Here is a 13,711-nt window from a genome sequence, read left to right as displayed (position 1 = left end):
CGATCTTCGCACGCGTCCGCCCCCGGCGGGGGTGACCTCTCGCGCCGGGGGCGGCGCGCCCCTACACTGAGGGTCACCTATGGTACGCGGCGATCTGGCAGTCTTCCCCTTCCTGTCCGTCATGCAGATGTTCCTGACCAGCGGACGCGCCGGGCGGCTCAGCGTGGATCATGTCCGCGGCGGGCAGCTGTGGCTGGAACGCGGCGAGATCACGCACGCCGAGGCCGGACGCCTGCGCGGCGATCACGCCCTGCAGTTCATGGCCAGCCTGGACGCCGGGGTGTTCACCTTCGAGGTGGACCAGCCGCCCCCCACCCGCAGCATGAGCCTGCGCCGCGACCCGGCCCTGCGCCGACTGCTGGAGGACAACGCCGCGTGGGAACCGCTGCTGCGCACCTTCCCCGACTGGAACAGACGCCTGCGCTTCACCGCCAAGTGGACCGAGGCGCAGCCGGTCACACGCACCCAGTACCGCGTGCTGAACCTGATCGCCGACAGCGGCAACATCCGCACCCTGCTGGAACGCACCGCCGCGCCGCCCCGGCTTGTCCTGGAAACCCTCAAGCCGTTCCTGCTGGCCGAACTGATCGAGATCAGCTGAGCCGGAAGCCGCGCCGCCGGGCTGGGGGGTGATCCCCCCGGCGCGGCGTTTTTTCACATTCAGCCGGTCATTTGAGGCATGATGGGCTCACCGGAGGACCCATGAGCGCCATCTCTCGCAGCACCAGCCGAACCAGTGACGCCCTGTCCCCCCGCGACGAACCAGCGCGTGAGTCCGCGCGGCCCGCGCAGCAGGCGCATCCGTCCTGGCAGTTCCACGATCAGTTCGACCTGTGGATCGAGTGGATGGAACGCGACTCCAGTGGCGTGTGGCACGCCGCGCAGCCCGTCACCCACCGCACGTTCCGCACGCGCGAGGACACCCTGAAGCACGCCGAACGCGTGATCCAGCGGGGCGAGTTCCCCATGGAGCGCGCCATGCCCGTCACGCTGGTCCGCAACCGCCGCGAGGCCCTGCTCGCCGCGTTCCGCGAGGCCGAGGGCGACGGCGTGACCCTGATCCGCGACCTGACCTTCCCGGTCGGCGAGTACGGCCTGAGCGTCCGCGTGACCCGCGAGCGGCAGGCGCAACCCGTGCGCGCCGCGTTCGCCAGCGCCGCGAATCCCCTGCGCAGCCTGATCGGGCAGCCCGTGAAACTGACCGTGCTGATCGAACACCCCTACGACGTCCTGAGCCGCGCGCAGGGCACGCTGGACCTCAGTGACCGCGCCGCCCGCATCGGCGAGGACACGCAGCTGTTCAGCGCGTCCGCGCAGGTCAGCGGTCTCCCCTACCAGAGCGCCACCGTGACCGTCCCGCGCGGCCTGCTGAAAAAACCCCTGCTGTACCGCTTCGAGCGCGTCACCGAGGGCGACGAGAGCTAGAAGCGCGCCTCGCCGAGCGCACCCAGGGGAACCTCGCCGCGGTAGAGGACGTGTGGGACGTCCATCCACAGGATGAGGGGCGCTTCTTCCGGTAGGGCGCGCAGGCGGTCCAGGGTCGCCGGGGGCGCGGCCGAGTGCTCCCGCAGCGTCTGCGGCGTGAAGGGCAGCTCGTCCGCCGGGTCCGGCGCGGGCTTCACACCTCCCAGCCAGGGGCGCACCAGCCGGACGCACGCCCGCGCCGGGTCGAGGTGCGCGGCGTCCAGCGTCCAGAACCGCACCGGGGGAATCGCCCGCCCGCTCTGCCGCGCGGCGTCCAACAGCGGGCCCGGATTCACCGGGGAGAAGAACAGCACGTCCGTCCACAGGCAGTCGAGCCGACTGACCCGCTCCCCCATCAGGGCCTCGCGGCCCACGTACTTCGCCGCCTCGCGGGCGTACACGTCCGGGTGCCGCTCACGCAGGGTGCTCAGGGGCAACAGGTGATCGCCGCGCACGTCCCGCACGGCGCGGTGATACAGGGTCATTCCAGTCAGGGGCACGCCCCGCAGGATGCCCGGCCCGCCCCCACCGCGCCAATGCGCCAGCGTGCGGATTGAAATGCCCGCCCCCCGGCGCGTACACTCCCGAGTGCAGTGACCGGGAGGAGTACCCGGGTCAGGCCCCCACAGGAAACCCGCCCCGCGACTGAGAGGGCAGGTGGACGGGCCCCCGGCGAACGTCACCCGCGAGCACGACGGCAGAAACCCCCCGCGCGGGGGGCGTAGAGCCTCCGGGTGCGCCCGATACAGCGCGCAGCGAGTGCCCCCCATGCAGGCGGGGAAACGCGGTGGTACCACGGGACACCCTCGTCTCGTCCGCATCCGGAAGTTCTTCCGGCGGACGGGACGTTTTGCGTTTCCCTCCCCGGTCAGGAGGTGGGAAGGATAGTCACGTTCTACGACACGCCACAGGAGGCCCGGCGGGACGCGGCGACACGTGGACTGCGCGAGAAGGTCGTGTGCTTCGTCACGCGCGCCGGTTCCAGCGGGCCCGAGTTGCTGGTGTTCGATCACGTCCCGGACGGCGGGGCGGGCGTGCAGGTCGTGGCGGGCGGGGTCGAGCCGGGGGAAACCCCGGAGCGGGCCGCCACGCGCGAACTGCACGAGGAGTCCGGTCTGAGCCTGACCAATCTCACCTTCCTGGCCTCGTACCTGTGGGAAGCGCAACTGCCCGAGCGGTTCACGCGGCAGGTCTGCCACGCGTACGCCCTGACCGCCCCGGCGGGCACGCCGGACACCTGGGATCACCTCGCCGAAGGGCGGTACACCTTCCGGTTCCGCTGGGCGCCGCTGCACGCGCCCGGCCTGGACTGGGAGATGGACGCCGCCCTCCCCCACCTCGATCAACTGCTGCACAAGGAGCTTCAAGCATGACTGACCCCCACACCCCCGACCAGATTGCCACCCCTGATCAGACGCCGGAGAACGACGCGTCCGTCCTCGCCAAGCAGTTCGACCCGAAGGCCGTCGAGCCGGGCTGGGCCGCGAAGTGGCGCAACGAGCCGTTCCGCGCGGACGCGACGAGCGGGAAGGAGCCGTTCACGATCGTGATTCCGCCGCCGAACGTGACGGGGAACCTGCACCTGGGGCACGCGCTGGACAACACGCTGATCGACACGCTGATCCGCTACAAGCGCATGGCGGGCTTCGAGGCGCTGTACCTGCCGGGCATGGATCACGCGGGCATCTCGACGCAGGTGGTCGTGGAGCGGCAGCTGCGCGAGCAGGGCGTCAGCCGTCACGACCTGGGCCGCGAGCGGTTCCTGGATCAGGTGTGGGAGTGGAAGGCCGAGTCGGGCGGGATGATCCTGGAGCAGCTGTCGCGCCTGGGTGTCAGTGCCGACTGGACGCGCGAGCGCTTCACGATGGACGAGGGCCTGTCGCGCGCGGTGCGGCATCAGTTCGTGAAGCTGTACCACGAGGGCTTCGCGTACCGCGGCGAGCGGATCGTGAACTGGGATCCGGCGAGTCAGACGACCCTGTCGGAACTGGAGATCGACCGCGAGGTGCGCAAGGGCAAGATGTACACCCTGTCGTACAAGCTGCGTGACCCGAACGCGGCGGCCAGCAACGGGGAGGCGGGCGAGATCCGCATCGCGACCGTGCGGCCCGAGACGATCTTCGCGGATCAGGCGATCGCGGTGCACCCCGAGGACCCGCGTTTCGCGCATCTGGTCGGGCAGGAGGCCCGCATTCCCCTGACGGACCGCTGGGTGCCGATCATCGCGGACGAGGCGGTCGAGATGGCGTTCGGGGTGGGCGCGCTGAAGATCACGCCCGCACACGACCCGACCGACTTCGAGGTGGGCGAGCGTCATGGTCTGGCGCGGCCCAGCGTGATCGACCTGCACGGCAACCTGACCCGCGACGAGCTGGTGCCCGCCGAGTTCCAGGGCCTGGAACGCTTCGCGGCCCGCAAGGCGGTCGTGAAGGCCCTGACCGAGGGCGGCGACCTGCTGGAGGAGAAGGACCACGACACCGCCATCGGCCTGTCGGAGCGGACGAAGGTGCCGGTCGAGCCGATCATCAGCGAGCAGTGGTACGTGAAGATGAAACCCTTCGCGGAGCAGGTTCTCGCGGGGCTGGAGCGGGGCGACATGCAGCTGGTGCCCGAGCGGTACGCGAAGGTGAACCGCGACTGGCTGGAGAACATCCGCGACTGGAACATCAGCCGTCAGCTGTGGTGGGGGCACCAGATTCCCGCGTGGTACGACGAGCAGGGCAACCTGTACGTGCCGGACCCCGAGAATCCGGACCTTGACTGCGATCAGGACCCCCGCTACGCGCACCTGAACCTGCGCCGCGACCCGGACGTGTTCGACACGTGGTTCAGCTCCAACCTCTGGCCGTTCAGCACGCTGGGCTGGCCCGACACGGACAGTGAGGATTTCCGGAAGTTCTACCCCACGCAGGTGCTCGTGACCGGGTACGACATCCTGTTCTTCTGGGTGGCGCGCATGCAGATGGCCGGGTACGGCCTGACCGGTCAGGCCCCCTTCAGCACGGTCATGCTGCACGGCCTGTACCTCGACGCGAAGGGTCAGAAGATGTCCAAGAGCAAGGGCAACGGCATCGATCCGCTGGAACTGTTCGACCAGTACGGTGTGGATGCCAGCCGCTTCGCGTTCAGCTTCCTGTCCACCGGCGGGCAGGACATCAAGCACGACCCGCGGCGCTTCGAGCAGGGCCGCAACTTCGCGAACAAACTGTGGAACGCCGCGCGCTTCGCGATGCTGCGACTGGGCGAGGCCCTCCCGAACCTCCAGACGACCGGCAGCGACGCCGACGAGGCCCTGATCCAGTACGTGCAGGGCGCGCTGGACGACAGCGTGGGCGAGACCCTGCGCAGCCGCGACGCGCTGAGCGCCGTGCGCGCCCGCGCCGACCTGACGCTGGCGGACCGCTGGATCCTGTCGCGCCTGAACGCCGTGACCGCCGAGGCCACCGCGCAGCTCGACGCGTTCGACATCGGCGCGGCCATCCGCACGCTGTACACCTTCACCTGGGACGAGTTCTGCGACTGGTACATCGAGGCCGCCAAACCCGCCCTGAGCGAGGGCAAACTGTCCACACTGGTGACGCTGAAGGCCACGCTGGAACACATCCTGAAGCTGCTGCACCCCTTCATGCCGTTCGTGACGAGCGAACTGTACGCCGCGCTCGGGCACCGCCGCCAGCTGGCCGTGCACTCCTGGCCCGCAGCGGACGATGCGCTGCACGACGCGGACGCCACCCGCGCCTTCGACGCCCTGCGCGCCGCCGTGGCCGCCGCCCGCAGCCTCAAGAGCGAACTGGGCCTCAGCCCGCAGGACCGCCTGAACGTCGCCGTGGAGGGCGACCTCGCGCCCACCGTGCACGAGAACGCCCGCGTGGTCGAGAGCATCGCCCGCGTGAACCTGTCCGGCGACCTGGAGGGCCGCACCCTGAGCCTCGTCGAGCAGGGCGTGACCGTCCGCGCGCCGCTGGAAGGCACCGTCGATATTGCCGACTGGGTCGGCAAGCAGAAGAAACGCCTCGCGGAATTCGACAAGCAGATCAAGCAGGCGCAGGGCAAACTGAGCAACGAGGGCTTCGTCGCCCGCGCCCCCGCCGAAGTCATCGAGGAGGAGAAACGCCGCGTGGCCGACTTCGGCGCGCAGCGGGAACGCCTCACGCAGGTGCTCGCACAGTTCGAGTAAGTCGGGACGCAGGGGGGGCGCGCTGGGAAACCACGGCGCCCCGCCTCTGCCTGCCGTCCGGCGGGCGTCGCGAGAGGCCGGGTGCCCGGCGCCGGGCCGACTGGCGTGCCCCTGATGTGGACTCCGGTCGAGCGGTGTGCGACAACGGTCAACCCGGGCGGGTGCGACTCAACGAGCTGCCCACCCGTGTGATACGGATTCCGTTTGTTTCGTTGACAGATCGGAACACCACCAATCTGTCAACTACACGTCCGGAACCCGTTCTGCTCCTACTCGCTCCGCTCGGATTGAACGGCTTTGCAAGCCATTCAACCGGAGTCCGTGTGAGCCGCGCGGCGCCGGGTGGGCGGAACCCGTGCGGGCGCTCCTCGACTGCGTGTGGGTGCCGCCGGGCGCGCCGTGCAGATGGGGCAGCAGGTCACGGCGCGTGTCCCGCTGCCCTGCTCTATGATGGGCGGCATGGCGTATACCATTCTCGTCGCGGACGACGAACCGGCCATCCGGACCATGTTGGAGGTCATTCTGTCCGCAGACGGGCACGACATCGTGGCAGTGCCGGACGGCAAGACAGCCCTGGAGTTTCTCAAGGAGCACACGCCGGACGCGATGCTGCTGGACGTGAAGATGCCGTTCATGGACGGGTTCGAGATCTGCTCGCGGGTGAAGCGCATCAAGCGCCTGCGGGACACGCCGGTGCTGCTCCTGACCGGTTTCGATGACGATCAGACGCGTGATCACGCGAAGCTGGTGGGTGCCGACGACATCGTGTACAAGCCGTTGTCGGGGAAGAACCTGCGGGGCCGCGTGAATCAGCTCATCGAGGCGCGACGGCGTTGACGGGCGCAATCAAGTCGGTGGGCGCTGGCAAGTCGGTGGGTGCAGGCGGCGGGGGGCGGGCGTGATCGTCCTGCGGTTCCTGAAGTTCCTGACGTCGTTCGTGCTGGCGGCGCTCGTGGCGGCGCTGGGCGTGGCGGCCATGTACGGCCTGAAGTGGGCCCGTGAACTCCCGGACTACCGGGAGCTGGACAACCTGACGCGGTCGCTGGGTTCGGAAACGCGGATCTACGCGCGGGACGGGGCGCCGCTGGGCAGCCTGATTCCGAAGGTGGGGGATCAGGCGATCAGCCGCACGATCGTCACGCTGAACGAGATCAGTCCGTTCATGGTGGGCGCCCTGATCAGCAACGAGGACCGGCGGTTCTTCGAGCATTACGGCCTGGACCCGTACGGGCTGGGGCGGCAGGTGCAGCGCGTGGCGCGTGGGGACAGCGTGCAGGGCGGCAGTACCCTGACGAACCAGCTGGTGAAGAACACGCTGCTGCTCGACGAGTACCAGCAGGCCCGCACGCCGGACCGCAAGTTCAAGGAGTGGATCCTGAGCGTGCAGGTCGAGCGGTCCTTCACGAAGTCGGAGATCCTGCAGACGTACCTGAACACCATCTACTGGGGGGACGGCGGGCCGGTGGAACTGTACGGGATCTACTCGGCGGCGCAGGCGTACTTCCGCACGACGCCGAAGGACCTGACGCTGGGGCAGGCGGCGTACCTGACGGTGCTCGTGCCGAATGCCGGGCGGTACTTCCGGTACGAGGAGGTCCGGCCGCTGATGCGGGTGCTGCTGTCCCGCATGGTCGAGGACGGCTGGATCACGCAGGCGCAGATGGACGCCGCGTGGCGGGAGAAGGTGCAGCCGCGCGGGTGGCAGGTCACGTACGACGACGCCGGGAACGTGAAGGCCGCGAAACTGGTGGACCGCACCGCGAAGGAACTCAAGGCGGTCGTCACGACGCGCGCGCCGCACTTCACGCAGCAGGTCGAGCAGGAGCTCGTGCGGCGCTTCGGGCGGGACGTGGTGTACGGCTCGGGTGGCCTGCGGGTGTACACGACGCTGGACCCGAAGGTGCAGTCGGCGGCGGAGACCGCGAGTCGGGAGGCGACGGGCCTGCCGCCGGGCGCGACGCTGGCCGCGACGGTCATCAACCCGTACAACGGGGAGGTGCTGGGCATGATCGGTCAGAAGCTGCGCGGCACCGAGCCGCCCGCCGCGTGGAACAACGCCGCGCAGGGGCAGCGGCAGATCGGGTCGACCATCAAGCCGCTGCTGTACACGACGGCGCTGTCCACCGGCCTGAGCCAGTCGCACCGGGAGGAGGACCGCCCGGTGTCGTTCCCCTGCACGGGCTGCAAGAACGGCGTGTACGAACCGAAGAACTTCGAGGGCGCCACGACCTACCGCGACATGACGATCCGCGAGGCGCTGGACCGCTCGTTGAACCTCGTGACGGTGCGGCTCGCGGACCGGATCGGCCTGCAGACGTTCTTCGGGAAGATCCGCGAACTGGGCCTGCAGACGAACGACGGGACGGGGCTGGCGGCGGCGCTGGGCGCGGTCGAGACGACCCCGGTGAAGATGGCGGCCGCGTACGCGCCGTTCGTGAACGGCGGCCTGTACCGCGCGCCCCGCTACATCACGCGCGTGACGGACGCGCGTGGCGCGGTGCTGTTCGACGTGAACAGTCAGCCCGCGCAGGGCAAGCGCGTGTGGACGCCGCAGGTGGCGTGGCTGGGCCTGGACATGATCCGCGGGGTCGTGAACGACCTGAACGAGGCGCAGGGTGGCCTGGCGGGCCGCGCGAAGTTCGGGGAGTGGCCGGTGGCCGGGAAGACCGGCACGAGTAACGGCCCGAAGGACTTCTGGTTCGTGGGCACCACGCCGCTGTACACCGGGGCGGTGTGGGTGGGGCGGCAGCAGGGCGGCGACATGCCGATCTACTACTACTCCGGGTACGTGAACGCCCCGATCTGGCGGCGCATGATGGAACTCGCGCATCAGGGGCAGGCGCTGCGGCAGTTCAGTGAACCGCCCGGCATCCAGTACGTGGACGCGCCGGATCAGCAGTTCCTGCCGAACGTGAAACTGGCGGTGCTGGACCCGAACTACCGCGACGCGGCGAACACCGAGGTGCAGGCGGACGCGCCGCCCCCCACGCTGTACCGCGAGACGACGTACCGCCCGGGGAACGATCCGGACTCGCTGCTGGTCAGCCTGGACCGCACCACCAACCGACTGGCGACCGAATTCACGCCGCCGCAGAACATCGTGCAGCGCCGCGTGCAGCTGGAGGACCTGCCCGGGTACGCCCCGGACGAGAGCCCGGCGCCCCTGCAGGACGAACAGGCGGACCCGGAGGCCGTGAAGGCCGCCAGGGGCGTGACGGGCACCACGCAGTCGGTGCCGCCGGTCAGCGCACCGTAACGCCCCCTCCTGACGCGCCTCCAGTTGCTGGGGGCGCGTTCGTCATTGAGGTGCCCCTCACCACTCCGTCATGCATTCGCCGGACCGCCGGGGCATGATGTCGGGCATGAGGTTGCGCCGCGCTCCCCTGCTGACCCTGCTGCTGACCCTGGGCATCTCGACCGCCGAGGCGCGCGTGCGCCTGGGGGAACCCCTGCCGCAGCACCCGTGGACGGCAGCCGCGCAGGAGGTCGTGGTGGTGTACAGCCACGACTGCGGGGATCTGGGTGACCTGTGGTCGGCGGTGCTGGCGGCGGGACTGCCGGTGCGGGCCGTGAACGCCGAGGGGTTCCCCTCCCCCGCCCCGGCGGGCGTGCAGGCCTGGACGGGCGAGGCGGCGACGACCTTCGCGCGGCAGCTGCGGGTGGGGGCGTACCCGACGGTGCTGCTCGTGCAGGACGGCCGGATCATGAACGCCTGGGAGGGCACGTTCAGCGGCAAGCTGGAATAAGGCGGCGGGACAGGCGGCCTGAGCGTGTGCCGTTAGACTGCCGGGCATGACGAGTGCTTCCCCGACCCTGACTGTCGCGTTCCTGGCGGGGCTGGTGTCGTTCCTGAGTCCGTGCGTGCTGCCGCTGGTACCCAGTTACCTGGGTGTGCTGGGCGGTGAGCGGCAGCCGTGGTCGCGGGCGCTGGGGTTCATTCTGGGGTTCGGGCTGGTGTTCATCGCGCTGGGCGCGACGGCCAGCAGCCTGGGGGCGCTGATCGCGCCGCACAAGGCGCTGCTGGGGCAGGTGTCGGCGGCGCTGATCATCTTCTTCGGGCTGGTGATGCTGGGCCTGATCCGGCTGCCGTTCCTGATGCGGGACACGCGCGCTCTGGCGAATGCCGGGGGGTACGGGCCGGTGGCGCTGGGCGCGGCGTTCGCGTTCGGCTGGAGTCCGTGCCTGGGGCCGACGCTGGGCAGCGTCCTGAGCCTCGCGGCGAGCAGCGCCAGCCTGGGCAGCGGCGTGACGCTGCTGGCGGCGTACACGCTGGGCCTGAGCGTGCCCTTTCTGCTGGCGGCGGCGCTGTGGCACCGCGTGAACCTGCGGAGCCTGAACCGCTTCGCGGGGGTGTTCGAGAAGGTCGGGGGCGCGCTGCTGGTCGTGGTGGGCCTGATGATGCTGACGGGTCAGTTCACGCGGCTGGCGACGTTCTTCTTCTCGGTCATGCCCGAGTGGCTGCGCCTGTGAAGGAATCCGATCCGGGCGCGGCGTTCGCGGTGCAGCTGCGGGACGTGTGGCTGCGGCTGGGCCGCGAGGTGATCCTGCGTGGCGTGACGCTGGATGTCCCGGCCGGGCAGGGAGTGACGCTGCTGGGCGAGAACGGCGCCGGGAAGACCACGCTGCTGCGCCTGCTGAGCGCCGGGCTGCGGCCCACGCGTGGCGAGGGGCGGGTGCTGGGCTTCGACCTGCGCGACAGCCGCGCGGTGCGGGACGCGATTCACCTGATGCCGGTGGACGGGGGGCTGTACCCGGACCTGACGGCGGCGGAGAACCTGGCGTTCGCGCTGCGGATGCACGCGCGGGCCGGGGACGTGCCGGGCACGCTGCGCCGCGTGGGGCTGGAGGGCGCGGCCACCCGCCGGGCGCGCTTCCTGTCGGCGGGGATGCGCAAGCGGCTGGCGCTGGCCCGCGCGCACCTGCTGGCCCGTCCGGTGACGCTGGTGGACGAACCCTTCGCGAACCTGGACGACGCGGGGCGGGCGCTGGTGCAGGAGCTGCTGCTGGAGTTGCGCGGGCAGGGCTGCTCGCTGCTGATCGCCGCACACGAGCCTGCGCTGGCGCAGGTGGTCGCGCCGCGCACGCTGCGCCTCGCGGGCGGCCTGCTGCGCGAGGAGGTGCCCGCTTGAAGGGCGCGCTGAGGCAGGCGTTGACGGTCGCCGCGAAGGATCTGCGCGTGGCGGGTCGCACGCGCGACACCTTGCTGGCCACGGCGTTCTTCGCGGGGATCGTGCTGCTGGTGCTGGGCTTCGCCCTGAGCGGCGGCGTGGTGTCCCGCGACGCCCGCCTGAGCGCGCCGCTGGCTGCCGGGGCGATCTGGACGGCGCTGGCTCTCGCGGCGGCGGTGGGCGCGCAGCGGGCTTTCGCGCAGGAGCAGGAGGCCGGGGCGCTGGAGCAGCTGCTGGCGTACCCGGGTCCGCACGGGGCGCTGTACCTGGGCAAGCTGCTGGGCGTGCTGCCGCCCCTGCTGCTGGTCGCGGCGGTGACCGTGCCGACGGGTCTGGTGCTGTTCGGCGCGTCCGAGGCGGTCACGGCGGCGGGCCGCGCACTCCCGTGGGCGGCGCTGGCCCTGACAACCACGCTGGGCGTGCTGGGCTTCGCGGCCGCCACGACCTTCTACGGCAGCATCACCGTGAACCTCCGCGCGCGTGAGGCGCTGCTGCCCGCGCTGGCCTTCCCCATCCTGGTCCCGGCGGTCCTGGCGACCGTGCAGGCCACCCGCCTGCTCCTGGAGGGCGGCTGGAGTCCCGAGGTCGGCACCTGGCTGACGTTCCTGACCGCGTTTGACCTGGGCACGATCATCCTGGCGACCCTGCTGTTCCCGGCGGCGGTCGAGGGCTGAGCTCACGTGTGCCCACAAGACAGGAGAGGCCCCGGGGACTGTTCGCCGCGGCCTCTGCCCGCTCTCGTCAGGGGGTGGTGAGCAGCGCGGCCTGTCCGTCGTGGTCGCCGGTGGTCTCCTGGGGGGTGTCGAGGCGGTTGCCGAGGTCCACGTTCGCGGCGCGGCGGTACAGGCCGGTGGCACTCAGGCGCTTGGCGAGGTCCTCGCGGGTCGCCTTGAAGCTGTTGTAGGTGTGGCCGGGTTTGGGGAGCCAGCGCATGTCTTCCAGGCTGAACGCGGCGCTGAACAGGTAACCGCCCTGGACGGGGGCGGGGCCGAACACGCGGCCGTGGTGGTTGCTGACGTACCAGGGGCCGTCACTGAACGCGAGGCCCTTCCCGCTGGGGGGCAGCTGCGGGTAGAGGCGCTCGCCGAGCTGGCCGTTGTAGCCGTCGCTGTGCATGTTCTTCGGGTCGTACCCGGCGGCGGTCATGGCGGCGTTCAGGCGGGCGGTGGCGGCCTCGGGCGTGGTGGAGGTCCGGTCGAGGATCAGGACGTTGATGGGTTCGCGCAGGGTGCGGCCACCGACCCGCTCGCCCAGCCAGGTGGCGGGTTCCAGCGTCTTGGTGATCATCCAGCGGCCGACCGGGCCGAGGTCGGGCAGGGTGGCGACGTCGGCGGGGCCGGGGCGGTACGTGGCGGGGTCGGGGAGAGGGCCGGTCTGGGCGGGGGCGCAGGCGGGCAGCAGGGCGCTGAGCGCGAGCAGCGCGGCGGGCAGGATTCTCGGCATGGGTGCGTGCAGGATAGCGTGGCGGGGACACTCGCACTTGCCTGTTTCAGGCGTGGGGCGCGATGCTGCGGGCCGGAAATGACCGCTGCGCGGCGGCCCTCACGGTTCCCCGCCCGGCGTTGACGGCACAATAGGAGCGATATGAAAAGAGACGTCACGACGACTGTGCTGGGCGCGGCCAGCCTCCTGGGCCTGGCCGTGGTGCTGGGCCTGAGCCTGACCTCTCCGCTGGACGTGAATCAGGGTTCGCTGGTGCGGCTGATGTTCGTGCACGTGCCCGAGGCGTGGCTGAGTTACCTCGCGTACGGCGGCACGGGCCTGTTCGGGCTGCTGTACCTGATCCAGCGCCGCCGTCACTGGGACCGGCTGGCGATGGCCAGTGGCGAGATCGGGCTGCTGTTCACGCTGGCGACCATCGTGGGCGGGATGCTGTGGGCCAAGCCGACCTGGGGCACGTACTGGGTCTGGGACGCGCGCCTGACGACCACGGCGCTCAGTCTGGTGGTGTACGGCGGGTACCTGCTGATCCGGTCGCTGATCGACGACCCGGAGCGCCGGGCGCGCGTGTCGGCGGTCGTGGGGATCGTGGGGACGCTGTACGTGCCCGTGAACTACATGGCGGTGGAGTGGTGGCGCGGCGTGCACCAGACGCAGACGCTGAAGCTGCTGGGGGGCGTGCGCTGGGACGCCGCGCCGATCTACCTGCCGACGCTGCTGCTCAGCGTGGCGTCGTTCACGCTGCTGTACTTCTTCCTGCTGCGCCTGCGCGGCACCCTGGCCGCCCGTGAGGAGGCGCGTGAGGAACGCGAACTGACCGGCGTGACCGGCCGGGTGGAGGTGGCCCGTGGATAAGTACTTCTGGTACGTGCTGTTGTCCTACCTGGCGACGTTCAGCGTCCTGATCGGGTATCTGGTGTGGATGTGGCTGCGGCTGCGGGCCGTGCGCGGTGAGGACGTCAGCGAGGCCCCCCGGTGAGTGCGCCCGGCCCTGACGCCCCCACGCCCCTGACGCCGCTGCCGCAGGCGCGGCGGCGTAAGCGCAGTCCGCTGCCGGTCGTACTGGGCGTGGCGGCGCTGGTGGGCCTGACGGCGACGATCGCGTTCGGGAACCTGAACAGGTCGCTGGAGTACTTCGTGACGCCCAGCGAGTACCAGCAGCAGGAGGCCGAGTTGCAGGGCCGCCCGGTGCGGATCGGTGGACTGGTGAAGGCCGCGAAGTACGACCCGCAGACGCTGAACCTGCGCTTCACGGTCACGGATGGCAGCGCGAGCTTCCCGGTGCAGTACCACGGGGCAGTCACGGATCTCTTCAAGGAGAACCAGGGCGTCGTGGTGCGCGGCGAGTTCCAGGGCGAGACGTTCCACGCGACGGACCTCGTGGTGAAGCACAGCGAGGAATACAACGTCCCGAAGACGCAGGCCGAGCTGAAGGACATGATCAAGTCGGCCGATTGAGGCC

General features: G+C 70.4%; 15 protein-coding genes. 13 read left to right on the top strand and 2 right to left on the bottom strand.

From position 1 onward, the window contains the following. Positions 1–79 precede the first annotated feature (79 nt). Together DEIGR_RS05950 and DEIGR_RS05945 are read left to right on the top strand one after the other, a co-directional pair. Positions 80–601: a DUF4388 domain-containing protein gene (locus DEIGR_RS05950; protein WP_058976111.1), complete on the top strand. Its 522-nt coding sequence runs from the start codon at positions 80–82 to the stop codon at positions 599–601. Between the two features lie 101 nt (positions 602–702). Continuing rightward, positions 703–1,425, top strand: coding sequence for a hypothetical protein (locus DEIGR_RS05945; RefSeq protein ID WP_236704671.1), 723 nt, complete (start codon positions 703–705; stop codon positions 1,423–1,425). Here DEIGR_RS05945 and DEIGR_RS05940 read toward each other — a convergent pair. Further along, positions 1,422–1,964 carry a hypothetical protein gene (locus DEIGR_RS05940; RefSeq protein ID WP_153013652.1) on the bottom strand — a complete coding sequence of 181 codons (543 nt, stop codon included), beginning with the start codon at positions 1,962–1,964 and terminating at the stop codon, positions 1,422–1,424. The two genes, DEIGR_RS05945 and DEIGR_RS05940, sit on opposite strands and share 4 nt — an antisense overlap. A 375-nt stretch (positions 1,965–2,339) precedes the next feature. Here DEIGR_RS05940 and DEIGR_RS05935 point away from each other — a divergent pair, with 375 nt between their 5' ends. The 8 genes from DEIGR_RS05935 to DEIGR_RS05900 all read left to right on the top strand — a co-directional run bounded on the left by DEIGR_RS05935 (position 2,340) and on the right by DEIGR_RS05900 (position 11,483). After that, positions 2,340–2,837, top strand: coding sequence for an NUDIX hydrolase (locus tag DEIGR_RS05935; RefSeq protein ID WP_236704670.1), 498 nt, complete (start codon positions 2,340–2,342; stop codon positions 2,835–2,837). Next, entirely contained in the window at positions 2,834–5,641 is a 2,808-nt protein-coding gene (locus DEIGR_RS05930; protein WP_058976107.1) for a valine--tRNA ligase, read from the top strand. The genes DEIGR_RS05935 and DEIGR_RS05930 overlap by 4 nt, the downstream gene beginning before the upstream one ends. Before the next feature lie 450 nt (positions 5,642–6,091). Then, positions 6,092–6,478, top strand: a complete 387-nt coding sequence (locus tag DEIGR_RS05925) for a response regulator (RefSeq protein ID WP_058978559.1) — start codon at positions 6,092–6,094, stop codon at positions 6,476–6,478. 64 nt (positions 6,479–6,542) lie between these two features. Further along, complete coding sequence (locus DEIGR_RS05920; RefSeq protein ID WP_058978558.1) at positions 6,543–8,897, top strand: transglycosylase domain-containing protein; 2,355 nt, start codon at positions 6,543–6,545, stop codon at positions 8,895–8,897. A 106-nt stretch (positions 8,898–9,003) separates the two neighbouring features. After that, positions 9,004–9,387 carry a penicillin-binding protein gene (locus DEIGR_RS05915; RefSeq protein WP_407638309.1) on the top strand — a complete coding sequence of 128 codons (384 nt, stop codon included), beginning with the start codon at positions 9,004–9,006 and terminating at the stop codon, positions 9,385–9,387. A gap of 46 nt (positions 9,388–9,433) precedes the next feature. Beyond that, positions 9,434–10,111 carry a cytochrome c biogenesis CcdA family protein gene (locus tag DEIGR_RS05910; protein ID WP_058976105.1) on the top strand — a complete coding sequence of 226 codons (678 nt, stop codon included), beginning with the start codon at positions 9,434–9,436 and terminating at the stop codon, positions 10,109–10,111. After that, positions 10,108–10,770 (top strand): ABC transporter ATP-binding protein, encoded by a 663-nt coding sequence (locus tag DEIGR_RS05905; RefSeq protein ID WP_153013651.1) that lies wholly within the window; start codon positions 10,108–10,110, stop codon positions 10,768–10,770. The genes DEIGR_RS05910 and DEIGR_RS05905 overlap by 4 nt, the downstream gene beginning before the upstream one ends. Beyond that, positions 10,767–11,483, top strand: coding sequence for a heme exporter protein CcmB (locus tag DEIGR_RS05900; protein ID WP_236704669.1), 717 nt, complete (start codon positions 10,767–10,769; stop codon positions 11,481–11,483). Before DEIGR_RS05905 ends, DEIGR_RS05900 begins: the two co-directional genes overlap by 4 nt. Before the next feature lie 67 nt (positions 11,484–11,550). Here the strand turns inward: DEIGR_RS05900 and DEIGR_RS05895 are convergent, their stop codons facing one another. After that, positions 11,551–12,252 (bottom strand): hypothetical protein, encoded by a 702-nt coding sequence (locus tag DEIGR_RS05895; protein ID WP_058976101.1) that lies wholly within the window; start codon positions 12,250–12,252, stop codon positions 11,551–11,553. A 141-nt stretch (positions 12,253–12,393) separates the two neighbouring features. On the opposite strand from DEIGR_RS05895, the gene ccsA reads away from it, so the two are divergent. The 3 genes from ccsA to ccmE are packed head-to-tail and all read left to right on the top strand — an operon-like array spanning position 12,394 to position 13,707. After that, on the top strand, positions 12,394–13,104 hold the full coding sequence (ccsA, locus tag DEIGR_RS05890) for a cytochrome c biogenesis protein CcsA (protein ID WP_058976099.1): 711 nt from the start codon (positions 12,394–12,396) through the stop codon (positions 13,102–13,104). Then, complete coding sequence (locus DEIGR_RS21445) at positions 13,097–13,228, top strand: hypothetical protein (RefSeq protein WP_255416014.1); 132 nt, start codon at positions 13,097–13,099, stop codon at positions 13,226–13,228. The genes ccsA and DEIGR_RS21445 overlap by 8 nt, the downstream gene beginning before the upstream one ends. Then, positions 13,225–13,707, top strand: a complete 483-nt coding sequence (gene ccmE / locus DEIGR_RS05885) for a cytochrome c maturation protein CcmE (protein WP_058976098.1) — start codon at positions 13,225–13,227, stop codon at positions 13,705–13,707. Before DEIGR_RS21445 ends, ccmE begins: the two co-directional genes overlap by 4 nt. Positions 13,708–13,711: the final 4 nt, after the last annotated feature.

Source organism: Deinococcus grandis (assembly GCF_001485435.1).
GTDB classification, from domain to species: Bacteria; Deinococcota; Deinococci; order Deinococcales; family Deinococcaceae; genus Deinococcus; species Deinococcus grandis.
Note: the sequence above shows the minus strand (reverse complement) of the source record. Positions and strands in the feature narration are given on the sequence as shown.